Below are 25,178 nucleotides of genomic sequence, written 5' to 3'. Positions count from 1 at the left end.
GGTTATGAACAAGATTGAAAGCTGGCTGAAAGAAAACAAGATTACCGAAGTGGAATGCATGGTCAGCGACCTGACCGGCATCGCTCGCGGCAAGATCGCACCGACCATGAAATTCATCTCGGAAAAAGGCATGCGCCTGCCCGAGAGCATTCTGTTGCAGTCGGTGACCGGCGACTATGTAGAAGACGACATCTATTACGACCTGCTCGACCCGGCGGACATCGACATGATCTGCAAGCCGGACGAAACCGCCATGTTCACCGTGCCGTGGGCGCTGGAGCCGACCGCACAGATCATCCACGATTGCTTCGACAAGATGGGCAACCCCATCGAGATGTCGCCACGCAACGTGCTGAAGACCGTCCTCAAGCTGTACCAGAAGAAAGGCTGGAAACCGATTGTTGCGCCGGAAATGGAGTTTTACCTGACCCGCCGCAACGAAGACCCGGACCTGCCGCTGCAGCCGCCGATTGGCCGTTCCGGCCGCCAGGAAACCGGCCGTCAGTCGTTCTCCATTGACGCCGCCAACGAGTTCGACCCGCTGTTCGAGGATATGTATGACTGGTGCGAGGCCCAGGGCCTGGATCTGGACACGCTGATCCACGAAGAAGGCACCGCGCAGATGGAAATCAACTTCCGTCATGGCGACCCCTTGCACCTGGCCGACCAGATCCAGGTGTTCAAGCGCACCATGCGCGAGGCAGCGCTCAAGCACGACATGACCGCCACCTTTATGGCCAAGCCGATCACCAACGAGCCGGGCAGCGCCATGCACCTGCACCAGAGCATCGTTGATACCAAGACCGGCAAGAACATCTTCTCCAATGAAGACGGCAGCATGAGCGAGCTGTTCCTGCAGCACATCGGCGGCCTGCAGCGCTACATCCCCGAGGTGTTGCCGCTGTTCGCGCCCAACGTCAACTCGTTCCGCCGCTTCCTGCCGGATACCTCGGCCCCGGTGAACGTGGAATGGGGCGAAGAGAACCGCACCGCCGGCCTGCGCGTGCCGGACTCCAGCCCGCAGAACCGGCGCGTGGAGAACCGCCTGCCGGGCGCCGATGCCAACCCCTACATCGCCATCGCCGCCAGTCTGCTGTGCGGCTACCTGGGCATGGAAAACCAGATTTCTCCCTCGGCGCCCGTCAAGGGTCGCGCCTATGAGCGCCGCAACCTGCGCCTGCCGCTGACCATCGAGTCGGCGCTGGAACGCATGGAGCAGTGTCGCGATGTGGAAGCGGTGCTGGGCAGCAAGTTCTGCCGCGGCTATGTCGCCGTCAAACGCGCCGAGCACGAAAACTACAAACGGGTGATCAGCTCCTGGGAACGCGAGTTCCTGCTGTTGTCGGTCTGACACCCAGCCCCAACCATTGTCGCTGCCCCGGCAGGACCTTACGGATATCGGAGTACCGCATGAGCACACATAATACCGCCGCCCTGCAAGCCATGGACGCCGCCCATTACCTGCACCCCTTTACCGACCACAAGGAGCTGGGCGAGCGTGGCACGCGCATCATCGAGCGCGCCGAGGGGGTCTACCTGTGGGACAGTGAGGGCAACAAGGTGCTCGACGGCATGGCTGGCCTGTGGTGTGTGAATATCGGCTACGGCCGCACCGAGCTGGCCGAGGCGGCGTACCAGCAGATGCTCAAGCTGCCCTACTACAACAGCTTCTTTCAGTGCACCAACCCGCCGGCCATCGAGCTGGCCAAGGCGATTGCCGAGGTCGCCCCCGAGCACATGAACCATGTGTTCTTCACCGGCTCGGGCTCCGAGTCCAACGACACCGTGCTGCGCATGGTGCGCCGTTACTGGGATCTCAAGGGCAAGCCCGGCAAGAAAACCATCATCGGCCGCGTCAACGGTTACCACGGTTCTACCGTAGCCGGTGCCAGCCTCGGCGGCATGTCGGCGATGCATGAGCAGGGTGACCTGCCGATTCCTGGCATCGTGCACATCCCGCAGCCGTACTGGTACGGCGAGGGCGGTGACATGTCGCCGGACGAGTTCGGCATCTGGGCCGCGCAGCAGCTCGAAGCCAAGATCCAGGAGCTGGGCATCGACCAGGTCGGCGCCTTTATTGCCGAGCCGATCCAGGGCGCTGGCGGCGTGATCATTCCGCCGGACACCTACTGGCCGGAGATCAAGCGCATCCTGGCCAAGTACGAGATCCTGCTGGTGATCGATGAAGTGATCTGCGGCTTCGGTCGCACCGGCCAGTGGTTCGCCAGCCAGCACTACGATCTCAAGCCCGACCTGATGCCGATCGCCAAGGGCATGACCTCCGGCTACCTGCCGATGGGCGGCGTGATTGTCAGTGATCGCGTGGTCGAGACCATGGTCGAGCACGGCGGCGAGTTCTATCACGGCTACACCTATTCCGGGCACCCGGCCTCGGCTGCCGTTGGCCTGGAAAACCTGCGCATCATGCGCGACGAAAAGATCGTCGAGTATGTTCGCGAAGAAGCGGCACCGTATTTGCAAGAGAAAATCGCCGGCCTGGCAGAGCATCGCCTGGTCGGTGAAGTACGCGGTGTAGGCCTGCTCGGCGCCATCGAGCTGGTCAAAGACAAGGCCACCCGGGAACGCTTCCCGGACAAGGGCAGCGTCGGCACCTTGTGTCGCGATCTCTGTGTCGCCAACGGTCTGGTGATGCGCGCGGTGGGTGACACCATGATCATGTCGCCGCCGCTGGTCATCAGCCGCAGCGAGATCGACGAACTGGTCGACAAGGCCTGGACAGTGCTGGATCAGGTGGCCGAGCAACTGGGCGTCTGACACGCCTTGTGGCCAGCGGCTATGCTGGCCATAAGGCGCTTGACTGCGTCGGGGCGCCACCCGCGCCCCACCACCGCGTTTCCAAACAATGGATGGAGAGTTGAAACGATGATGAAGCATCTGGGCAAGACACTGCTGGCGACTGCGACGGCTGTATCTATCAGCGCAGCGGCGCAGGCAGAAGAGGTGGTTAACGTCTACAACTGGTCGGACTACATTGCCGAGGACACCCTGGCCAACTTCCAGGAGGCTACCGGCATTCGCCCGATCTATGACGTGTTCGACAGCAACGAGGTACTGGAAGCCAAGCTGCTTTCGGGCAGTTCCGGATTCGACATTGTGGTGCCCTCCAACCAGTTCCTGGGCAAGCAGATCAAGGCCGGCGCTTTCATGCCACTGGACCGCAGCAAGCTGCCAAACTGGCAACACCTGGACCCGACCCTGCTACGCGCACTGGAAACCAACGACCCGGGCAACCAGTACGCCTTCCCCTACCTGTGGGGCACCACCGGCATCGGTTACAACCCGGAGAAGGTCAAGGCCGTGCTGGGTGACGATGCGCCGGTCAACTCCTGGGACCTGGTGTTCAAACCGGAGAATATGGAGAAGCTGGCCTCCTGCGGCGTCGCCTTCCTGGATGCGCCGGCCGAGATCATCCCCTCTGCCCTCTTCTATTTGGGCCTGGACCCTAACAGCGGCAGCGCGGAGGACTATCCCAAGGCGCAGGAGCTGCTGATGAGCGTACGTCCGCACATCACCTACTTCCATTCTTCCAAGTTCATCACCGACCTGGCTAACGGCGATATCTGCGTCGCAGTGGGCTGGTCCGGCGACATTCTGCAGGCCGCCGCGCGCGCCGACGAAGCGGACAACGGGGTCGAAGTAAAGTACGTGATTCCCAAGGAAGGCGCCGCCATGTGGTTCGATATGATGGCCATTCCCAAGGACGCTAAAAATGTCGATAACGCCTATGCGTTTATGGATTATATTCTGCGCCCCGAGGTGATCGCCGAGATCTCCAACTACGTGGCCTACGCCAACGGCAACCAGGCGTCCAAGCCGATGATTGACGAAAGCGTGCTCACCGACCCGGGCGTTTATCCCAGCGACGAGACCCTGGCCAAACTCTTTACTCTGGCGGAGCTGCCGGCCAACATCGAGCGCACCCGGACCCGCGTCTGGACGCGCGTGAAATCCGGCCAGTAACGCAGACAAGACGGTAATAACAAACGGCCGGCCGCAGTCCCCCTGCGCCGGCCAGATCAACAGCACTACTTACCTCAGGCACCTCTGCCTTTAGGAGACACCATGAAGCAATCCATGCACCGGTCACTGCTCGCCCTGACCACGGCCACCCTGCTGGGTAGCGCCGTGACTGCGCAAGCCGAGGGCAAGCTGAATATCTATAACTGGTCGGACTATATCGCCGAAGACACCATTGCCAACTTCGAGCAGGAAACCGGCATCAAGGTCACCTACGACGTGTACGACGCCAACGAGGTGGTCGACGCCAAGCTGCTGACCGGCAATTCCGGCTTCGACATCGTGGTGCCCACCAACAACTTCCTGACCAAGCAGGTGCAGGCCGGCGTTTACATGGAGCTGGACCACAGCAAGCTGCCGAACATGAGCAACCTCAACCCCGAGTTGATGAAGCAGATGGAAAGCATCGACCCGGGCAGCAAGCACTCCATCCCCTACCTGTGGGGCACCAACGGCATTGGCTACAACGTCGACAAGGTGAAGGAAGTGCTGGGTGACGACGCCCCGCTGGACTCCTGGGCCCTGATCTTCGATCCGCAGTACGCCAGCAAGCTAAGCAGCTGCGGCCTGACCATGCTCGACTCCGCCGACGAGATGCTGCCCTCCGCGCTCAGCTATCTGGGCCTGGACCCGAACAGCACCAACGCCGACGACCTGAAAAAGGCTGAAGAACTGCTGCTGGCCGTGCGCCCGCACATTACCTATTTCCACTCCTCGCGCTACATCTCCGATCTGGCTAACGGCGACATCTGCGTAGCCGCCGGCTACTCCGGCGATGTTTTCCAGGCAGCCTATCGCGCCGAGGAAGCCGAGAACGGTGTCGACATCAACTACATCATTCCGAAAGAAGGCACCGCCCTGTGGTTCGACATGATGGCCATTCCCAAGGATGCGCCGAACGCCGACAACGCCCACGCCTTCATCAACTACATCATGCGTCCGGACGTGATTGCACCGATTACCGACTACGTCGCCTACGCCAACCCGAACAAGGCGTCTGACGAACTGGTTGACCCGGAAATCCGCAACGACCCGGCTATCTACCCGACTGACGAAGTGCTTGAGCGTCTGTACGTCAACGTGCCGCGCCCCATGTCGGCGCAGCGCCTGATGACCCGCACCTGGAGCCGCATCAAGTCCGGTCGGTAATACCCCAAGGGGCTGTCTGCGGACAGCCCCTTGTTGAATCGGCAGTAGCCAATCCGACGGGTGCCCGGCACCTGTCCCAATGCAAGCATGCGGCCAAGACCGCAGCGGTGGAATGATATTCGGAGAGACCTATGGTTGGTGCAGCAGGAGCCATGAAACAGGCGATGGCCAAGGCCGAGCCCAATGATTTTGTGAAGATTGAGCGCATCAGCAAGCGCTTCGACGAGGCGCTGGCAGTCGATGACGTCAGCCTGAGCATCAACCGTGGCGAAATCTTCGCCCTGCTTGGCGGCTCGGGCTCAGGCAAATCAACGCTGCTGCGCATTCTTGCCGGCTTTGAACGCCCCAGCGAGGGCCGCGTGCTGCTGGACGGCCAGGACATAACTGACCTGCCGCCGTATGAGCGCCCGATCAACATGATGTTCCAGTCCTACGCGCTGTTTCCGCACATGACGGTCGAGCAGAACATCGCCTTTGGCCTCAAGCAGGACAAGCTGCCCAAGGCCGAGATTGATGCGCGCGTGAAGGAAATGCTCAAGCTGGTACACATGACCGAGTACGCTCGCCGCAAGCCGGATCAACTGTCCGGCGGCCAGCGTCAGCGCGTTGCCCTGGCCCGCTCGCTGGCCAAACGCCCCAAAGTACTGTTGCTGGACGAACCCATGGGCGCGCTGGACAAGAAACTGCGTACCCAGATGCAGCTGGAACTGGTCGAAATCATCGAGCGGGTTGGCGTGACCTGCATCATGGTGACCCACGACCAGGAAGAGGCCATGACCATGGCCCAGCGCATCGCCATCATGCATCAGGGCTGGATTGCCCAGGTCGGCACACCGATGGATATCTACGAGAGCCCGGTCAGCCGTCATGTTGCCGAGTTCATCGGCAGCGTGAATATCTTTGAAGGCGAGATCACCGCCGACATGGAAGACCACGCGATCATTCAGTGTGACTGCCTGGACAAACCGATTTACGTCGGCCACGGCATCACCACCCGCGCCCAGGACAAGAACATCATCTACGCCCTGCGCCCGGAAAAGGTTTGGGTCAGCGCCGAGAAGCCCGAGGGCGAGCACAACAGTTCCCACGGTGTGGTACACGATATCGCCTACCTGGGCGGCCACTCGGTGTATTACATCAAGCTCGACAGCGGCAAGCTGGTGCAGGCCTTCTTTGCCAACTCCGAACGCCGGCTGCCCCGTCCCACCTGGGACGACGAGGTGTACATCAGCTGGGATGACGACAGCGGGGTCATTCTACACTCATGAAAATGCCACGCCTGACACCGCCCGGGCGCTTCTGGGTCATCAGCGTCCCGTACCTGTGGCTGTTCCTGTTCTTCCTGCTGCCCTTCGCCATCGTGCTGAAGATCAGCTTCTCGGAAGCCGCGATCGCCATTCCTCCCTATCAGCCGATCTTTCAGTACGTCGAGCAGAAACTCAATGTCGCGCTGAACCTCGGCAACTACATTTTCCTCAGCCAGGACGGCCTCTACCTGTCGGCCTATCTGGGCTCGCTGAAGATCGCCTTCTTCTCGACCCTGATCTGTCTGCTGCTGGGCTACCCGATGGCCTACGCCATCGCCCGTGCGCCCAAGGAAAAGCAGCTGGTCTACCTGCTGCTGGTGATGATGCCGACCTGGACCGCCATCCTCATCCGCGTCTACGCCTGGATGGGCATTCTCAGCAACAACGGCCTGCTCAACTCGGTGCTCATGGGCCTCGGCCTGATCAGCGAACCACTGCAGATTCTCAACACCAACACTGCGGTCTACATCGGCGTGGTCTACGCCTACCTGCCGTTCATGGTGCTGCCGTTGTACGCCAACCTGGTCAAGCACGACCACAGCCTGTTGGAAGCCGCCATGGATTTGGGCGCCGGCAAGATCAAGGCGTTCTGGAGCATCACCGTGCCATTGTCCAAAACCGGCATCATCGCTGGCTCCATGCTGGTGTTTATCCCGGTGGTCGGCGAGTTCGTGATTCCCGAACTGCTGGGCGGCCCGGAAACCCTGATGATCGGCAAGGTGCTGTGGCAGGAATTCTTCAATAACCGCGACTGGCCGGTAGCCTCGGCGCTGGCGATTGTCATGCTGGTGATCCTGATCGTGCCGCTGGCGCTGTTCCACTACAACCAAGCCAAGGAAATGGAGAAGAAGTCATGAGCAAGCGTCCCTCCTTCTCCACCGTCATGCTCTGGCTGGGCCTGATCTTCATCTATCTGCCGATGATTATTCTGGTCATCTACTCGTTCAACGCCTCGCGCCTGGTTACCGTCTGGGGCGGCTGGTCGGTGCACTGGTACGTTGGCCTGCTGGACAACACCCAGTTGATGAACTCGGTCAAACGCAGTCTGCAGATCGCCTTCTTCACCGCCACCGCGGCGGTGGCGCTGGGCACCCTGGCCGCCTTTGTGATGACCCGCATCAAGCGCTTCCGTGGCCGCACCCTGTTCTCCGGGCTGGTGACTGCGCCGCTGGTCATGCCGGAAGTGATCACCGGTCTGTCGCTGCTGCTGCTGTTTGTAGCCATGGCGCAGTTGGTCGGCTGGCCCGCTGAGCGCGGCATGGTCACCATCTGGATCGCCCACGTGACCTTCTGTACTGCCTACGTCGCGGTGGTGGTCAGCGGCCGTCTGGGCGAGCTGGATCAGTCGGTTGAAGAAGCGGCGATGGATCTCGGTGCGCGGCCGTGGAAAACCTTCCTGCTGATCACCGTGCCGATGATTGCCCCCTCGATCGCGGCGGGCTGGCTGCTGTCCTTTACCCTGTCGCTGGACGACCTGGTACTGGCCAGTTTCGTCTCCGGCCCCGGCTCCACCACCCTGCCGATGGAAGTCTTCTCCGCCGTGCGCCTTGGCGTGAAGCCCGAAATCAACGCGGTTGCCAGTCTGATTCTGCTGGCGGTGTCGGTCTTTACCCTGATCGGCTGGTTGATCGCTCGCAGCGCCGAAAAGCGCCGCAGCCAACCACCTGCCGAGGAAGAGGCCATCACCTGGCAGGCCGTCATCGACAGCCGTCGTAACTGAAAACACTGGGCAGGCCTCACGGCCTGCCCAGCTGCCCGCTCCCCCCCCCTCTTGGCAACACCCTGCGGCGCAGGTTAGGCTAACCATACAGAATGAACATTCATTCTGCATGGTTGCGCAGCATCCTCACGGGCACTGTTCAGCCTTCGGCGATAGTGACTAGAATGCGCAGATGACAACTCCGACACGCCCCAAGCCCAACGCCCGTCCACGCATCAAGGACAAGCGGTCGGCCATTCTGCGTGCTGCCCTGGCGGTGTTTGCCGAGGGTGGCGTCAACGGTGTTCCCATGCCTGCGCTGGCCAACAAGGCCGGCGTGGGTACCGGCACCATCTATCGCTACTTCAGCAGCAAGGACGTTCTGGTCAACCAGCTGTTCCGCGAGCAGCGGCAGTTCAAGCGTGACCTGCTGTTCGATGGGCTGGATCGCACCCTGGATGCCGAGGCGCAGTTTCGCCTGGTCTGGCAACGGATGATCCGCTACAGCCGCGAACACCCGGATACCTACCGGTTTCTGGAAATGCAGGACCATCGCCCCTACCTGGACAGCGAAAGCCGGCAACTGGAGCAGCGGTTTTTTGCGCCATTGGTCAGCCAATACCGGGATTATCAGGCTCAAGGGGTGTATCGCAGCGACCTGCGCGCCGAGGTACTGATGGCCATGGTCTGGGGTTGCTTTGCCAACCTGATCAAGTGCGAGCGCGAGGGCCTGTTGACGCTGGAACAGGCCGATCTGGATGCCGCCTGCACCACGTGCTGGTCGATGCTGACCGGCTGACCTCGAACGTCCTGCTGCGTCACTGACACGACGAGGCAGCAACGATGAACAAGACAGCACCAACCCTGAGTGCGCCGGGCCTGGACGCAGCGCTCAGCACCGGCGCGCTGGCCGGCGAGGCCGAAGAGCGCTTTGTGCAGATGATCAACAGCGGCGAAGCCTACCCGGCCGAGACCCTGATGCCGCTGTTCAAACAACTGGAGCCGGTCAGCCTGGAGCTCATGCTGGGCACCTGGCGCGGCGGCAAGTTTGACGGCGGTGCCGAGCCGGACCCGCTGAACTGGTACGGCAAGCGCTTCACCAGCGTCAACGACGTTGAGCCCATCCTCTATCCCGGCCCGGACGGCGCCCTGCAAAACTACGACAAGCTTGGCCGCGCGCAGATCCGCGAGATGGTCTTTGGCGGCAGGGTATCGGCGGCGCTGATCTATGACCAGCAGCCGATTATCGACTACTTCCGCAAGGTCAACGATGACCTGGTCATCGGCCTGGGCGACATCAAGGGCAAGCCGCTGGAGTTTTTCTTTCACCTGACGCGCGACGCGCAATAACAATAGTGCCGGCGCAGGCGGAATGAATCCGCGCCTCCTTAACAATTCGCCGCTTTTCTGCACTGCGCGCGGCTCTGAATCGGGGTAGCATGGGCGGCACATCAACGCCGGCTTTGCCGGCGTTTTCCTGTCACCTGTCTGGAGAAACCCCGTGTCCAAACTGGTCCCTGCCATCGACCCTGAAGGCCTGCTCGAATACTCAGTTGTCTTCACCGACCGCTCGCTCAATCACATGTCCCAGACCTTCCAGCAGGTCATGCGCGACATTTCCACAACGCTCAAGAGCGTTTACAACGCCCACGCGGTTGCGGTGGTTCCCGGCGGCGGCACCTACGGCATGGAGGCAGTTGCCCGTCAGTTCGCCCAGGACAAGCAGTGTCTGGTCATCCGCAACGGCTGGTTCAGCTACCGTTGGAGCCAGATCTTCGAGATGGGCCGCATCCCGGCCAACGAAGTGGTGCTCAAGGCTGCCAAGTCTGACAACAGCCAGCAACCGGCCTTTTCACCCGCGCCGATCGACCAGGTGGTTGCCGAGATCCGCGCCAGCAAGCCCGACCTGGTGTTCGCCCCGCACGTTGAAACCGCTGCCGGCATCATCCTGCCCGACGACTACCTGCGCGCCGTAGCTGATGCCGTGCACGAGGTTGGCGGCCTGTTCGTGCTGGACTGCATTGCCTCCGGCACGGTCTGGGTCGACATGCAGGCCTGCGGTATCGACGTGCTGATCAGCGCGCCGCAGAAGGGCTGGAGCGCCTCGCCGTGCAGCGCACTGGTGATGTTCAGCGAGCGTGCCGAGCAGGTGTTGGAGCAAACCACCAGCAACAGCTTTGCCGCCGACCTGAAGAAATGGCGGCAAATCATGCAGGCCTACGAAAATGGTGGTCACGCTTACCACGCCACCATGCCCACCGACGCCCTCAAGGCGTTCCGCGACACCATGCTGGAAACCCGCGACTACGGCTTCGACAAGGTCAAGCAGGAGCAGCTGGCCCTCGGTACTGCAGTACGCGGCCTGATGCAGGAGCTGGGCTACAAAAGCGTTGCCGCCGACGGGTTTGGCGCGCCGGGCGTGGTGGTCAGCTATACCGATAACGACGCCATCCAGAGCGGCAAGGCCTTCGCCCCCCTCGGCCTGCAGACCGCCGCCGGCGTACCGCTGATGTGTGACGAGCCAGAAGGCTTCAAAACCTTCCGCCTGGGCCTGTTCGGCCTAGACAAGCTGCACAACCCCGAGCGCACCGTCGCCACGCTGAGAGAGGCTTTTGCTGCGCTGTAGGCGCGGTAAACGCAGCGGTAAAAGCAGCGACAAGCCACAAGCGGCAAGCTACAAGCAAACCCGGTCTCGATGCCGGGTTTTGTTTGTGCGCCGGGATTGGCTGCCGCGCAGCATGCAGTTCTGCTGACGCCATCTACCACTGCGTGCCCCCCCATGCAGCCAAAAGAAAACCCGCACGACTGAACACCGTGCGGGTTTTGCTTGAAGCTTGCGGCTTGCGGCTTGCGGCTGGCTAGCGTCGCTAGCCCTTCTGCTGCGCCATAATCTCCTCCATCCCCAACCCGGTGAGGCCGTGGATGGTGCGCCAGAGGTAGAAGAGGATGCCCATCATCATCACCATTGAGGGAATGGCGATCATCGGGTAGCTGACCAGGGTCAGCTGGCCCAGCTGCTCGTTGAACGCTTCGGTGCCGGCCGGACTGGTGACAATCCACTTGGCCAGGATGTAGTTCATTGCCGAGGAAAAGAAGAAGGTGCCGGCCAGAAAGTAGGTGGCACGCAACAGCCGCAGGTTGAATATGTCCACCTGCCCCCGTTGCTGCAGGCGCTCCTGCACCAGGGCGACATTGATCACCTTTTCGTTGTAGAGCATGGTGCGAATCAGCGGATAGCGGGTACGGGTGGAGATCAGTACCGCCAGCCCGAGCACCCCCGGCACCGCAGCCTCCTTGATGGCCAGCCACTTGTTATCCAGCTGCAGCAGGCCAATCCCGCCGGTCAGCAGCACGCTGACCACGCCCAGCGCCGCGATAAAGTTGAACTTGCGGTACTGCACCAGCTCGAACAGGCCCCAGCCAACCGGCAGCGCCAGCGCCAGGATCAGCGCATTGGCGGCGCCCAGCTGCGCTTCACCGCTGAGTTTCATCAGAATGATCGACGGGATGATGATGCTGACCAGCAGGTCGATCAACGGACGCGGCTTGTGCTGCGCAGGAGCAGGATGGGCATCAGACATGGCGGGGCAAAGGGTCTCTGGCGACGGGAAAGGGCCATCATACACAGGCTGGCGCTCCGCTCCCAGCGGTGCGCCAGCGACCATGCACTGACAGCTCAGGTCAGCATGGTGCTAACCAGATAAGCGGTATAGCCGACGTAGGTTGCCAGCAGCAGCACGCCGTTGAAACGGGAGATGGTGCCCTGCTTGCCCATGCGCCCAATACCCATGACCAGCAGCACGAAGGTCAGAGCAAACATCACCACCCAGTCGCGATACAGCACCACCGGCTCCACCGCCAGCGGCGCGATACCGGCGGCGATACCCACCACCGCGAGGGTGTTGAACAGGCCCGAGCCAATCACGTTACCCAGCGCCAGATCGTGCTCGTTGCGGCGAATCGCGGCCAGCGATGAGGCCAGCTCCGGCAGCGAGGTGCCAATCGCCACAATAGTCAAACCGATGATCAGGTCACTGACACCCAGCCCTTCGGCGATATAGACAGCGCCCCAGACCAGCAGACGCGAGCTGGCAATCAGCAGCACCAGCCCCAAAATCAGCCAGAACAGCGCCTTGTTCAGTGGCATGGCGTGGCTGGCCACTTCCTCGGCGTACTCTCCGGAAAGGGCATCGTCCTTGCTGCGCATACCCTCAACGATGGACCAGCCCATCAGCAGGAAGAACGCCCCCAGCAACACCCAGGCATCGTTGCGCGACAGGCTGCCGTCCAGCAACTGATAGCCGGCCAGCAGGGTCACGCCCAGCAGAATCGGCAACTCCTTGCGCAGCACCTGGGAGTGCACCTTGATCGGGCTGATGATCGCCACCAGACCGATGATCAATGCGATATTGGTGATGTTCGAACCATAGGCGTTGCCCAGCGCGAGCCCCGGATTGCCCTGCCCGGCGGCCAGCGCCGAGACCACCATTTCCGGCGCGGAGGTGCCAAAGCCGATGATCAGCATACCGATCAGCAGCGGCGGCATGCCGGCGTGGGTCGCCGTCGCTGACGCGCCATCCACGAAGCGATCTGCGCTCCACACCAACAGAGCCAAACCGGCAATAACGGCGGCAAGTGCCAACAGCATGTTCAGATTCCTGTGCAAAATGAAAAACGGCGCCCATTATCAATGAAAGGCCCGCACGGTGACAGCATCGCCCATACGCAGTCGTGACAAAAAGATTCAGATTTTCCGCGCAAAGCCGATAATACCGGCACAGCTCAACGCACCCTGGCGCGACGGGCGAGCATTCAGACTCGCCACCCGCCCGGTGCCGCTGCCAACACCCCTCACCCTCCGGCATGAAGGACCATCCGGTACGCACCCCCAAAGGTACGAACATGGCCATCAACCGCTCCCTGCGCCAGCAAACACTGGCGCTCATGCTCGGCAGCCTCGCTCTGATGCTGCTGGTTGCCCTCATCATCACCCTGACGCTGGCCGGCAGCGTCCGTAATTATCAGGGGCTGCTGGACCGTCCGCTAGCCAGCGCGAGCCTGATCAACCGCGCCAACCTGGAGTTCAAGACCCAGGTGCAGGAATGGAAGAACGTGCTGTTGCGCGGCAGCGACAACGCCGATCGCAGCAAGTACTGGAACCAGTTTAAACAGGCCGAGGCAGACGTGCAGACCACCCTGCAGGCCATCGCCGCACTGGACATCGACAGCGCCCAGCAGGCCGAGGCCCGTCAGCTGGTGCAGGAGCACCAGGCGCTTGGCACCGCCTACCGCACTAGCCTGCGAGCCTTTGAATCTGCCGGCATGGACCCCACTGCGGGCGATCAGGCCGCGCGCGGCATTGACCGGGACTTCAGCGAGCACCTGAGTGATCTTGCCGTGCGCCTCAATCAGCAGGCGCAGGCACAAAGCACACAGATTCACCAGGCCGCTAACAGCGCCATGTGGATCGGGCTGGTCAGCCTCTGTGTCGCCGCCGTCCTGATCGGCGTACTGAGCCAGTGGCTGGTGGAGCGTCGCCTGGTCAACCCGATCACCCACCTGATACGGCAGATTGAGCAACTGAGCCAGGGCCGCCTCGGCCAGCCGGTCAACAGCCACCGCCACGACGAGCTGGGCACCCTGGCCCGCGCCGCCAACCAGCTACGCGACTTTCTTGAGAGCACCTTTGGCCAGCTCAAGCGCAGTACCGGCGAGCTGGATCGCGCCAGCGGCGAGCTGAACACCATTGCCACCCGTATGGCCCAGGGCAGCCGCGACCAGTTCTCGCGCACCGACCAGGTGGCCACCGCGATGCAGGAAATGTCAGCGTCCGCCGTACAGGTCGCGCAGCACGCCGCCGAAGCGGCCCATGCCGCCGACGACGCCGACAACAACGCCCAGCAGAGCGCCGCCGTGATGCAGCAGACCATTGCGGCCATGCAGGCAATGCTGCAACAGATCAACCACACCACCGACGTGATTCAGCGCCTGGAAGGCGACAGTACGCGTATTGGCAAGGTGCTGGATGTGATTCAGGGGATTGCCGAGCAGACCAACCTGCTGGCCCTCAATGCGGCCATTGAAGCCGCCCGCGCAGGCGAGGCAGGCCGGGGCTTTGCCGTGGTGGCCGACGAGGTACGCACCCTGGCCCAGCGCACCGCCGAGTCGACCTCGGAAATCCAGCAGATCATCAACGATGTGCAGACCGGCGCCGGCGAAGCGGTCAAGGCCATCGCCAGCGGTCAGGCGCAAAGCGAAAACAGCATGCAGCAGGTCAACCAGGCCGGCGAGCGTCTGCAGCAGATCACCCAGGCCATCGAGGCGGTACGCGACATGAACCGGCAGATTTCTACCGCCGCCGACGAGCAGACCAGCGTGGCCGAGGACATCAGCCGCAACATTACCGAAATCACCGATATTGCTGCGGCCAACCAGAAAGAAGTCGACAGCACCTCCCGCGCCAGCCAGACACTGCACGAGCTGTCTGGCGAGCTGGGTACGCTGACCGGGCGTCTGTCGGCCTGATCAGCGCGTCTGTCTCAGCTCAGGCGGTCGCCGCACTCGCGGCGCTCGCCTGGCGCTGACGCTCTTCCTCGTAAAGCTCCTTCTTGGACAGCTTGCCGACCGGCGTCTTGGGCAACTCAGGGCGAATCTCCATCGCGGCCAGTCGCTCGTGCTTACCCAGCCGTGACGACAAGAAGGCCTGCAAGGTCTCGAAGTCAAACGTCTCGGCACCCGCCTTCAGCTTGATAAAGGCCTTGGGCGCCTGCCCGCGGTAGGCATCGGCCACGCCGATCACAGACACCTCCTCGACCCCCGGGTACTCGTAGATCGCCTCTTCAATGGTGCGCGGGTACACGTTGTAACCGCTGCACAAGATCATGTCCTTGGTGCGATCGACGATGAAAACATAGCCATCCTCGTCCATGTAGCCGATATCCCCGGTGCGCAGGAAACCCTCGCTGGTCATCGCCTCGGCCGTGGCGTCAGGCCGCTTCCAGTAGCCCGCCGTGATATTGGGCCCCTTGATGCACACCTCGCCACGTTCACCGGCCGGCAGCTCGGTTTCGCTGCCATCCAGCGGCAGAATGCGGATCTCCGCGCCGGGTACGGGGATACCGCAGGAGCCCGGACGAGGCGCGGCATCACGCGGGTTAAAGGTGCCGCTGGTGGTGGTCTCGGTCATGCCCCAGCCTTCACGCAACGCACAGCCAGAGCGCGCCATGTATTGCTGCTGGACCTCCACCGGCAACGGGGCACCGCCGGAGTTACACATTTTCAGCGAGGTCAGGTCGTGTTCGGCGGTCTGCGGATGGGCCAGCAGACCGATGAACATGGTCGGCACGCCCGGGAAGGTGGTAATCCGGCTCTGGCTGATCTCGCGCAGCACCGTCGGCACATCAAAGCGCGGATGCAGGTACAGCTCGGCAGCGGCGCGCAGACCGAAAATCATGTTGACCATCAACGCATAGATATGGAACGGCGGCAGCACCGCCAGCACGCGCTCCTGGCCCGGCACGATGGCCGAATTGAGCACCTCCCGCAGCTGCGCGCAGGACGCTGTGATATTGCCGTGGGTCAGAATCGCACCCTTGGGCACGCCGGTGGTGCCGCCGGTGTATTGCAGCACTGCCAGCGCGTCCGCCGGGTTATCGAGCGGGTGACGCTGATAGTCGCCATCGTTGTCCAGCAGCTCAGCAAAGCGGCTGCAGTCCGCCCCCCAGTTGACCTGGGCCTGCGGCCCCAGCAGCTGACGCTGCTCATCACTGGGCTGCTGACAAAACTCGGTCAGCTCGCCGATGACCAGGTGACGCAGGCGCGTGCGCGCCATCAGACTGACCATGCGCGGATAGAAGGCTTCAAGGCCGAGGGTGACCATGACGTCGGTCTGGCTGTCCTCGATCTTGTGCTCCAGGGTGCGTTCGGCATCCAGCGGCGAGTAGTTGACCACCACACCGCCGGCGCGCAACACACCGAGAAACGCAATGAAGTAATGCGGGCAGTTGGGCAGGTACAACCCCACGTGCACACCGGGGCCTACGCCAATCTGCTGCAGGCCGCGGGCAAACTGGGCAACTTTCTCGCCCAGCTCGCGATAACGCATTTTGTTACCGAAAAAGTCGATGGCCGGGTTATCCGGAAACTCCGCCACCGCTGCGTCCAGCAGAGCCGGCACCGCCTCGGCAGTGTGGTCCAGCTCCCAGTTGATGTCCTCTGGGTACGACTTCAGCCAACGCCGTTGAGTAGTCACAGCACGCCTCCAAACCGCGCCCCGGCGCTCTCCGGGACGAATTGTTGTTGTCCGCTGACGGTAGCCGGAAAGCGCGCGAAGGAAAACGCCTATCCATTGCGTATATGGTTCACCATAGAGACAAACCTGCCCCAGAGTCAGCGCTCAGGCACAGGCAGCTATTGCGGCTGTTCGCAGCACAGGCTATACAGGCAAGCCAACCCATACAGGCTCGGAAACTGAGAACCAGCCATGCGCAAACGTCTTACGCCCGCAGTGATCGTTCTGGTCGGGATTGTCATCTTCATTATCCTGCGTGTTACCCGCGACCAGCCCGAGCCGGTTGGCTCACAGGAGCGTGCCTGGCGTGTCGCCACCGAGACCATCAGTCCGGATGCCTTCCAGCCTCGGCTGACGCTGTACGGCCAGCTCGAATCGCCACGCCGCTTCACCGTGGTCGCCCCGCTGGCCGGGCGCATTGCCGCCCTGCCGGCGAACGACGGCGCCAGCGTCAAACAGGGCGAGCTGCTGATTGCCCTGGATGACGCCGACATTCAACCGCGGATCGCCCAGGCACGCGCCGAGCTGGCCGATGCCAAGGCGCAGCTGGAGAGTGAAAAGCTGGCCAACGACGCCGACCAGCAGGCGCTGCGCATGGAACAGCGCCTGGAAGAGAACGCGCGCAAGGCGCTGGAGCGCATGCAGCAGCTGGTCGAGCGACAGATGGTGCCTGCGGTGGAGCTGGACAATGCCCAGGACGTGCTCGACCGCGCCGCGCTGACCGTCGCCAACCGCAAGCGCAGCCTGACCGTTCACCCCTCCCGCCTGGCCGCCCAGCAGGCACGCGTGGAGCGCGCCGAAGCGGCACTCGACAGCACCCTGCGCGACGCCGAGCGCAGCCGCTTTGTCGCCCCCTTTGATGGCGTAGTCGGCAGTGTTCAGGTAGCGGTCGGCGACCAGGTAGGCGCCAATGCGTCGCTGCTGGACTTCTATCCGCTGGACGGCATGGAGCTGCGCGCGCTGGTACCGCAGATTCACAGCCAGGACTTTATCAACGCGCTGAACGAAGGCCAGCAGCTCGAAGCCCGCAGCCTGGATGTGCAGCCACCCCTTGAGCTGACCCTGACGCGCATCGCCGGGCAGGCCGACGCCAGCGGTATCGAGGCGCTGTTCCGGGTCGAGAACCCCCGTGTCGACCTGCGCCTGGGCAACCTCATGGCCATCAGCGTCGCGCGGCCAAGCCGCGACGACAGCGTCGCCCTGCCCTACAGCGCGCTCTATGGCAACAACACGGTGTACACCCTGAACGACGGCCGGCTGCAGGCTATTGCCGTAGAGCAGGTTGGTGAAACCCGCGACGCCAGCGGGCAACGCCGAGTGCTGGTGCGCTCCAGCCAGCTGCAAAGCGGCATGCCCATCGTGATAACGCACCTGCCCAATGCCATCTCCGGCCTCAAGGTCGACAGCACTGAGCCGGAGCCGGCGCAATGAACAGTGGGCCGCTGGGCTTTTTTGTTCGCCACAAGGTTGCCGCCAACCTGCTGATGCTGGTCATGCTGATGGGCGGCGTGCTGGGTCTGTCGCGCATGAACATCCAGTTCTTTCCGACCTTTGCTCTCGACTTTGTGACCGTGCGGGTGATCTGGAACGGTGCAGCCGCCGAGGACGTGGAGCAGGCCATCACCATTCCGCTGGAACAGCGCCTGCGCAGCCTGCAAAACCTCAAAAGCATGACCTCCACCTCGGCCCAGGGCGTCTCCAGTATCACCCTGGAATTCCGCGAGGGCACCGACCCGATCATCGCGCTGGACGATGCGCGCCAGCAGGTGGACGAATTCCGTAACCTGCCTGCGGCGGCCGAGAAGCCCGAGGTGGTGCGCGTCGCCCACTACGACCCTATCGCCACGCTGCTGCTGTATGGCCCCTTTGAGCCACACGAACTGCGCACCATGGCCAACCGGCTTGAGGACGACCTGCTGGACCACGGGATCGAACGTATCGTGGTCGGCGGGCTGCCCGAGCAGCAGGTCAGCATCGAGGTGCCCAACGCCGAGCTGCAGCGCTTGGGCCTGTCGCTGAATCAGCTCGCCGACCGGGTCAATGCCGAGTCACGCGACCTGCCGGCCGGCCAGGCCGGCGAACAGGACTCGGCCCGTGAACTGCGTGCCATCGGCCAGCGCCGGGACCCGCAGGGCTTTGCCAACATTCCGCTGCACCCCGGCGGCGAAAGCCATCTGCGCCTCGGCGATATCGCCGATATCCGCCAGGAACCGCGCCGCAATCAGGTACTGCTGCGCTACGACGGACAGCCGGCGGTCGAGCTGGCGCTGCAACGCAGCGAAGACGGCGACTCGCTGGAGTCGGCGCAGATACTCAATGACTGGCTGCAAGAGGTGCGCCCCACCCTGCCGCCACAGCTGAATATTCACGTTTACGATCAGGCCTGGCAGTTAATCGACGACCGCATCCGCCTGCTGGTCAACAACGGTCTTAGCGGCCTGGTGCTGGTGCTTATCCTGCTGTACCTGTTCCTGCCGGCGCGGGTCGCGCTCTGGGTCTCCGTTGGCATCCCCACCGCCTTCATGGCAGCGATGGCGGTGTTCTGGTTCATCGGCGGCTCGATCAACATGATCTCGCTGTTTGCCCTGATCATGGCGCTGGGGGTGATCGTTGACGATGCCATCGTGGTAGGCGAAGACGCCGATGCCCACCACCGCAGTGGCGAAGCGTCCGAACGCGCCTCCGAGGGCGCCGCCAAGCGCATGCTCTGGCCGGTGGTCGCCTCCTCGCTGACCACCATCGCCGCCTTTATGCCGCTGCTGATGGTCGGCGGCATTTTCGGCAACATCCTGGGCGACATCCCGGTAGTGATGATCTGCGTCCTCATCGCCTCGTTGCTTGAGTGCTTTGTGGTGCTGCCGCACCACCTGCGGGGCGCCTTCCGTCCGACCAGCGTGCGCGTACCGGGCAAGCTGGCCAACCTGAGCGAGCGGGTGGATAGCGTGCGTCATGCCTTCGACCGACGCTTCGACCAGTTCCGCGAAGGGCCATTCCGCCGCCTGTCACAAAACGCGCTGCAGCAGCGCGGCACCACCCTGGCCTGCGCACTGGTCAGCGTTATTGTCACCGCCGGCCTGCTCGGCAGCGGCCGTATCGGGTTCAGCTTCTTCCCCACTCCGGAGCCGCAGGTGCTGTACGCCAACGCCAGCTTCGTGGCAGGCACGCCGCGCGACAGCATGGTCAGCTTCATGCGCCACCTGGAGCAGACCCTGGATGAGACCGAGCAAGCCCTCGGCGGCGAGCTGATTCTCACCGCCCTGACCCGCGAAGGCGAGGTCATCGGTGATGACGGCGTGGCGCGGCGGGGGGACAACCTGGGCTCGATTCTGGTCGAGCTGGTGTCACCCGATCACCGGGACGTGCGCAACCTGGCATTCATCCGCGAGTGGCAGAGCCGAATCCAGACGCCGCCCGGTGTCGACCGCATCAACATCACCGAACAGCAAAGCGGCCCGCCCGGCAAGGACGTCGACATCCGCCTGACCGGCGCCGACCCGCAGCAGCTCAAAGAGGCGGCCGACGCACTGTCGGTCGCGCTGGCCAGCATCGAGGGCGTAGTCAGCACCGATGACGACATGGCCTGGGGCCGTGAGCAGTTGGTCTACAGCCTGACGCCCTACGGGCAGGCACTGGGGCTGAGCATCGAAAGCGTGGGTAACCAACTGCGCGCCGCCTACGACGGCCGTCTGGCGCAGATCTATCAGCACAAGCGCGATGAAATCGAAGTGCGCGTGCAGCTGCCAAGGGCCGAGCGCGAAAGCCTGGCCAGCCTGGGCGAGCTGACCATTCGGCTGGACGACGGCCGCTTCGTGCCGCTGCGCCAGGTGGTACAGTTCAGCTCCAATCAGGGCTTTGAGGCCCTGCGCCATGCCGACGCCCAGCTGGCAACTGACGTGACCGCCGATATCGACGCCAGTCAGGCCACGCCGCGCCAGGTGCTCGACGCCATCGGCCGCGAGCTGCCTGCGCTGGCCAGCCGCTACAACGTGCGCTACAGCTTCGAGGGTCGCTCGGTGGACGAGCAGGAAACACTCGCCGACATGCGCGACGGCCTGTTGATCGGCCTGCTGCTGATGTACGCGGTGCTGGTCTGGGTGTTCTCCTCCTGGAGCACGCCGCTGATCGTCATGTCGGTCATCCCGCTGGCACTGGTGGGTGCTTTGCTGGGGCACTGGCTGATGGGCCTGAACCTGACCATCTTGTCGCTGTTCGGCCTGTTCGGCCTGTCCGGCATCGTGGTCAACAACTCGATCATTCTGGTCAGCTTTTATCAGGACCAGCGGCGCCGCGGCCTGGCCGTCAACGACGCTCTTAACGAGGCTGTGGTGCAGCGTGTACGCGCCGTCCTGCTGACCTCCCTGACCACCATCGGCGGCCTGCTGCCGCTGCTGTTCGAGACATCCCTGCAGGCGCAGTTCCTGATTCCAATGGCCACCTCCATCGCCTTCGGCCTGGGCTTCTCGACCCTGCTGGTACTGCTGGTGGTGCCAGCGCTGCTGTCGATACTGGAGGGGTGGAAAGAGCGGAGAGCGGCCGCCTAGGGCGGCCGCCAGCTGCAAGCTACAAGCTACAAGCAAACCCGGCCTTGGTGCCGGGTTTTGTTTTGGGGCTGGAGGCTGGAGGCTGGAGGCTGGAGGCTGGAGGCTGGAGGCTGGAGGCTGGAGGCTGGAGGCTGGAGGCTGGAGGCTGGAGGCTGGAGGCTGGAGGCTGGAGGCTGGAGGCTGGAGCAGTGTGCAAGATGCCTGCCGTGCGGAGTCAAGCTCTTGCGCCAGCTTGATACAAAAAAACCGCACGACTCACGCCGCACGGCTTTCTCTTCCAACTTCAAACTTGTAGCTTGTAGCTTACTTCTTCGCTGTTTCCAGCGTCTTGGTGATCGCGGCGACTGCCGAGCCGATGTTGCTCAGTTCTGCCGGCAGGATCATGGTGTTGTTGGTCTGTGCCAGCTTGCCGAACTCTTTCACGTACTGCTCGGCAACGCGCAGGGACACCGCTTCCTGGCCGCCCTGGGTGTTGATGGCTTCAGCAACGCGGCGCAGGCCTTCAGCGGTTGCGGTGGCGATCAGCTCGATCTCGCGCGCCTTACCTTCGGCTTCATTGATCTGACGCTGCTTGTCTGCTTCGGACAGGTTGATGGTTTCCTGCTTCACCCCTTCTGACACGTTGATCTTGGCTTCACGCTCACCTTCGGACTGGGCAACCACAGCGCGCCGTTCCCGCTCGGCGCGCATCTGCTTTTCCAGTGCATCGAGGATGGTCGCGGGCAGCTCAATGTCGGCGATCTCGTAACGCAGCACCTTCACACCCCACGGCTTGGCCGCTTCATCCAGCGCCTCCACCACCTGTATGTTGATGGTTTCACGCTCCTCGAAGGTCTTGTCCAGATCGATCTTGCCGACCACCGAACGCAGCGTCGTCTGCGCCAGCTGCATGGAGGCGTAGCGGTAGTCGTTGATGCCGTAGCTGGCGAGTTTGGGGTCGACAACCTGCAGGTAGATCACGCCATCCACTACCACCTGGATGTTATCGCGGGTCACACACGCCTGGCTGGGCACGTCGATCGCCTCTTCCTTCAGAGTGTGCTTGTAGGCCACGCGATCAACAAAGGGGATGAGGATATGAAAGCCGGCGTCCAGGGTTTTCGCATACTTGCCCAGACGTTCGATGATGAAGGCCGACCGCTGCGGCACGATACGCGCGGTCTTTGCCAAGGCGACAATGACCAGCGCCAGAAAACCAAGGGACAAAATGGTAGCGATTTCCATGTGAAGTATTCCGTGTAGAGAGGAGAAAGGGTTCAGTTAGCGCCAGGGCGGACTGCGCTCACTCGCAGCACAATGCCGGAATGACTCACCACCCAGGCGGTCTCGCCTTGTTTCAGCGGCTCGTCAGACTCGGCGTCCCACTTGGCACCATTGAGCTGCACGTCGCCAACGCCATCCACAAAGTCGACCAGCACGCTAACACGCATGCCAAGCAACCCGGCATCATCAGCGTCGGCCTGGGCCAGCCCCGACTCACCACCGCGCAACCAGCGCTGAAACCGTCGGCGCAGCAACCAGAGCGTGCCCAGGCTGAACAGCGAGAACAGCAGCAGTTGCCAGGCCAGGCCGTCAACCAGGCCAATCAGGGTCAGGCCGCCGACCAGCAGAGCGCCCAAGCCAAAAAACACCGCAATCAGGCCAGGGAAGAAAAACTCCGACAACAGCAACGCCAGGCCCAGCAACAGCCAGAACGCATAACTTTCCAGATATCCAGTCACCATCAACTGTCCCTGTTGGGCCTCCGTAAATTGGGTCTGCAGGCAGACTACCAGAAGCCTTAGGCCAACGCCCGCGGCAAATCTCGGCGCGCCCGCCGCGCTGGCGCCCAACGCTCAATTTGTTACCCTGAAAACAGGAATTAAACGGAGTTTGCCATGCCTATCACACCCTTCGCCCGCCTGTTGCTGTGCCTGCTACTGTGTGCCAGCCCATTCACTCAGGCTCAAACCACCCCCTCGCCGTCAACGCCACTGCGCGTCGGCATCACCGAAGTACCGCCTTTTGTCATCAGCGACGGCAAAGGTGACTGGGAGGGCATCAGCATCGATCTGTGGCGCGCCATCGCCGAGCGCCAGGGCTGGGAGTTCGAGTGGCAGGTCATGCCCTTTTCGGCCCTGCTGAGCGCGGTAGAGCAAGGCGAGGTGGACGTGGCGGTGGGCGCCTTGACCATGACCGCCGAGCGCGAAACGCTGTTCGACTTCAGCCACCCGTTTTATCAGACCGGCTTGGCCATCGGTGTGCCCCACACACCCAAGCAGGGGCTGCTGCAGAGCCTCAAGGCGCTGTTCAGCTGGGGCTTTCTCAGCGTCATTGGCGGGCTGGCGCTGCTGTTGCTGGGGGTTGGCTTTGCTCTCTGGCTGCTGGAGCGCCGACGCAACGCCGAGCAGTTTGGCGGCAGCAACGCTGAAGGGATTGGCGCCGGCTTCTGGTGGGCCGCAGTGACCATGACCACCGTCGGCTACGGCGACAAGGCGCCGGTCACCCTGGCGGGCCGACTGCTGGCATTGGTGTGGATGTTCGCCGGCCTGATCATGGTAGCCAGCTTCACCGCCGCCATCACCAGCTCACTGACTGTCAGCAACCTGCAATACCAGATCGGCGGACCACAGGATCTGCCCGGCAACACCGTCGCCACCATCCCCGGGACCGCCAGCGCGCAGTACCTGCAGGAGCAACGCATCATCTCGCAGCACTACCCTGACCTGCAAAGCGCGATGCTGGCCGTCAGCGCCGGCGATAGTGATGCGGTGGTATATGACCGCCCGCTACTGCAGTACCGCAACCAGCAGCTGGGCAAAGACCGTCTGGACCTGCTGCCCGGCGTCTTCGATCAGCAGCTCTATGCGCTGGCGCTGCCGACCGGCAGCTCCCGCCGCGACGAGATCAACGAGACTATCCTGCGCCTGACCGAGTCCCCCGAATGGCGGCTGATCCAGCGCGCCTATCTGGGTGAAGCCCCCTGACGCCATCGCCATACTCTGAATCTCCGTTCATCGGATAAAAAATCTGAATAGTGCCGCCGCAGAGCCAGTGACTTATCAGTCACATTTCTGCGCCCGGCACAGGCACGGGTTTCTGTCGACCAGCCTCTACTTTCACGCCCCCGCGCTGACTATGCTCAACACGCACAGACGCTATTCAAAGCGTCTCAAGACGATACAAAAATAAGCACAACAAACAGGAGTTTCGTCATGTCGCGTAAAACCCGACTCAGCGTCGCCTGCGGCCTGATCGCCGCATTGGGCGTGAGCACCCAGGCCAATGCGTTCTGGTTCAGCTCATCATCGCAATACACCAAGACCAAGTACCCCATCGTGCTGACCCACGGCATGCTCGGCTTCGACAGCCTGCTGGGCGTGGATTACTGGTACGGCATCCCCAGCGCCCTGCGCAAGGATGGCGCCACCGTCTACCTCACCGAAGTCAGCCAGCTTGACACCTCCGAGGCCCGGGGCGAGCAGCTGCTCGAACAGGTGGAAGAGATTGTCGCGATCAGCGGCAAGGACAAGGTCAACCTGATCGGCCACAGCCACGGCGGCCCGACCATCCGTTATGTCGCCGCGCTGCGCCCGGATCTGGTCGCATCGGTTACCAGCGTCGGTTCACCGCACAAAGGCTCGGCCGCCGCCGACTTCCTGCGTCAGGTCCCCGAGGGCTCTGCCGGCGAAGCCCTGCTGGCCGGTATCGTCAACGGCATGGGTGCACTGATCAACTTCCTGTCCGGCAGCAGCTCAAGCTCCCCGCAGAACTCGCTGGGCACGCTGGAATCACTGAACAGCGAAGGTGCCGCGCGCTTCAACGCCAAGTTCCCGCAGGGCATTCCGACCAGCGCCTGTGGTGAGGGTGCCTATAAGGTCAACGGCGTGCGCTACTACTCCTGGGGCGGCACCAGCCCGCTGACCAATTTCCTGGACGTATCCGACATGCTGCTGGGCGCCTCGTCGCTGACCTTCGGCGGTGAAGCCAACGACGGTCTGGTCGGCCGCTGCAGCTCGCACCTGGGTATGGTGATTCGTGACAACTACCGCATGAACCACCTGGATGAGGTCAACCAGACCCTGGGCCTGACCAGCCTGTTCGAAACCGATCCGGTGACCGTCTATCGCCAGCAGGCCAACCGCCTGAAGAACGCCGGTCTGTAACCTGGCAGG

20 protein-coding genes are annotated in these 25,178 nt (G+C 62.7%); 15 read left to right on the top strand and 5 right to left on the bottom strand.

The window, feature by feature from the left end; genetic code table 11:
* Positions 1-4: 4 nt before the first annotated feature.
* The 10 genes from HV822_RS10335 (at position 5) to HV822_RS10290 (ending at position 10,819) form a co-directional block, all read left to right on the top strand.
* Positions 5-1,351 carry a glutamine synthetase family protein gene (locus tag HV822_RS10335; RefSeq protein ID WP_238869910.1) on the top strand — a complete coding sequence of 449 codons (1,347 nt, stop codon included), beginning with the start codon at positions 5-7 and terminating at the stop codon, positions 1,349-1,351.
* A gap of 59 nt (positions 1,352-1,410) precedes the next feature.
* On the top strand, positions 1,411-2,775 hold the full coding sequence (locus tag HV822_RS10330; RefSeq protein ID WP_238869909.1) for an aspartate aminotransferase family protein: 1,365 nt from the start codon (positions 1,411-1,413) through the stop codon (positions 2,773-2,775).
* Positions 2,776-2,886: 111 nt separating this feature from the next.
* Positions 2,887-3,981 (top strand): extracellular solute-binding protein, encoded by a 1,095-nt coding sequence (locus HV822_RS10325; RefSeq protein ID WP_396265156.1) that lies wholly within the window; start codon positions 2,887-2,889, stop codon positions 3,979-3,981.
* Positions 3,982-4,083: 102 nt separating this feature from the next.
* Positions 4,084-5,187 carry a polyamine ABC transporter substrate-binding protein gene (locus tag HV822_RS10320; protein ID WP_238869907.1) on the top strand — a complete coding sequence of 368 codons (1,104 nt, stop codon included), beginning with the start codon at positions 4,084-4,086 and terminating at the stop codon, positions 5,185-5,187.
* Positions 5,188-5,318: 131 nt separating this feature from the next.
* Positions 5,319-6,455, top strand: coding sequence for an ABC transporter ATP-binding protein (locus tag HV822_RS10315; RefSeq protein WP_238869906.1), 1,137 nt, complete (start codon positions 5,319-5,321; stop codon positions 6,453-6,455).
* Positions 6,452-7,351 carry an ABC transporter permease subunit gene (locus HV822_RS10310; RefSeq protein ID WP_238869905.1) on the top strand — a complete coding sequence of 300 codons (900 nt, stop codon included), beginning with the start codon at positions 6,452-6,454 and terminating at the stop codon, positions 7,349-7,351. The genes HV822_RS10315 and HV822_RS10310 overlap by 4 nt, the downstream gene beginning before the upstream one ends.
* Complete coding sequence (locus tag HV822_RS10305) at positions 7,348-8,214, top strand: ABC transporter permease subunit (RefSeq protein WP_238869904.1); 867 nt, start codon at positions 7,348-7,350, stop codon at positions 8,212-8,214. The genes HV822_RS10310 and HV822_RS10305 overlap by 4 nt, the downstream gene beginning before the upstream one ends.
* A 172-nt stretch (positions 8,215-8,386) precedes the next feature.
* Entirely contained in the window at positions 8,387-8,992 is a 606-nt protein-coding gene (locus HV822_RS10300) for a TetR/AcrR family transcriptional regulator (RefSeq protein ID WP_238869903.1), read from the top strand.
* Between the two features lie 44 nt (positions 8,993-9,036).
* Positions 9,037-9,543: a DUF4334 domain-containing protein gene (locus HV822_RS10295; RefSeq protein WP_238869902.1), complete on the top strand. Its 507-nt coding sequence runs from the start codon at positions 9,037-9,039 to the stop codon at positions 9,541-9,543.
* 151 nt (positions 9,544-9,694) lie between these two features.
* Entirely contained in the window at positions 9,695-10,819 is a 1,125-nt protein-coding gene (locus tag HV822_RS10290; RefSeq protein WP_238869901.1) for an aminotransferase class V-fold PLP-dependent enzyme, read from the top strand.
* 241 nt (positions 10,820-11,060) lie between these two features.
* Here the strand turns inward: HV822_RS10290 and HV822_RS10285 are convergent, their stop codons facing one another.
* Both HV822_RS10285 and HV822_RS10280 read right to left on the bottom strand, forming a co-directional pair.
* Entirely contained in the window at positions 11,061-11,774 is a 714-nt protein-coding gene (locus HV822_RS10285) for a VC0807 family protein (RefSeq protein ID WP_238869900.1), read from the bottom strand.
* A gap of 95 nt (positions 11,775-11,869) precedes the next feature.
* A complete protein-coding gene (locus tag HV822_RS10280) occupies positions 11,870-12,841 on the bottom strand; it encodes a calcium/sodium antiporter (protein WP_238869899.1) in 972 nt (323 codons plus the stop codon).
* A gap of 254 nt (positions 12,842-13,095) precedes the next feature.
* Between HV822_RS10280 and HV822_RS10275 the strand changes: the two genes are divergently transcribed.
* Positions 13,096-14,718 carry a methyl-accepting chemotaxis protein gene (locus tag HV822_RS10275; RefSeq protein WP_238869898.1) on the top strand — a complete coding sequence of 541 codons (1,623 nt, stop codon included), beginning with the start codon at positions 13,096-13,098 and terminating at the stop codon, positions 14,716-14,718.
* Positions 14,719-14,737: 19 nt separating this feature from the next.
* On the opposite strand, the gene HV822_RS10270 is transcribed toward HV822_RS10275, so the two are convergent.
* Positions 14,738-16,444, bottom strand: a complete 1,707-nt coding sequence (locus tag HV822_RS10270; RefSeq protein WP_238869897.1) for a long-chain-fatty-acid--CoA ligase — start codon at positions 16,442-16,444, stop codon at positions 14,738-14,740.
* A gap of 231 nt (positions 16,445-16,675) precedes the next feature.
* Between HV822_RS10270 and HV822_RS10265 the strand changes: the two genes are divergently transcribed.
* On the top strand, positions 16,676-17,914 hold the full coding sequence (locus tag HV822_RS10265; RefSeq protein ID WP_238869896.1) for an efflux RND transporter periplasmic adaptor subunit: 1,239 nt from the start codon (positions 16,676-16,678) through the stop codon (positions 17,912-17,914).
* On the top strand, positions 17,911-21,024 hold the full coding sequence (locus HV822_RS10260; RefSeq protein ID WP_238869895.1) for an efflux RND transporter permease subunit: 3,114 nt from the start codon (positions 17,911-17,913) through the stop codon (positions 21,022-21,024). Before HV822_RS10265 ends, HV822_RS10260 begins: the two co-directional genes overlap by 4 nt.
* A gap of 303 nt (positions 21,025-21,327) precedes the next feature.
* Here the strand turns inward: HV822_RS10260 and HV822_RS10255 are convergent, their stop codons facing one another.
* The gene (locus HV822_RS10255) at positions 21,328-22,248 is read right to left on the bottom strand and encodes an SPFH domain-containing protein (RefSeq protein WP_238869894.1); all 921 of its coding nucleotides are present in this window, start codon (positions 22,246-22,248) and stop codon (positions 21,328-21,330) included.
* Positions 22,249-22,280: 32 nt separating this feature from the next.
* Entirely contained in the window at positions 22,281-22,748 is a 468-nt protein-coding gene (locus HV822_RS10250) for an NfeD family protein (protein ID WP_238869893.1), read from the bottom strand.
* Between the two features lie 153 nt (positions 22,749-22,901).
* Between HV822_RS10250 and HV822_RS10245 the strand changes: the two genes are divergently transcribed.
* The gene (locus HV822_RS10245) at positions 22,902-23,990 is read left to right on the top strand and encodes a transporter substrate-binding domain-containing protein (protein WP_238869892.1); all 1,089 of its coding nucleotides are present in this window, start codon (positions 22,902-22,904) and stop codon (positions 23,988-23,990) included.
* A gap of 228 nt (positions 23,991-24,218) precedes the next feature.
* Complete coding sequence (locus HV822_RS10240) at positions 24,219-25,169, top strand: triacylglycerol lipase (protein WP_238869891.1); 951 nt, start codon at positions 24,219-24,221, stop codon at positions 25,167-25,169.
* Positions 25,170-25,178: the final 9 nt, after the last annotated feature.

The sequence above is a fragment of the Halopseudomonas maritima genome (assembly GCF_021545785.1).
Lineage (GTDB): Bacteria > Pseudomonadota > Gammaproteobacteria > Pseudomonadales > Pseudomonadaceae > Halopseudomonas > Halopseudomonas maritima.
This window is presented reverse-complemented; position numbering and strand designations above follow the sequence as displayed.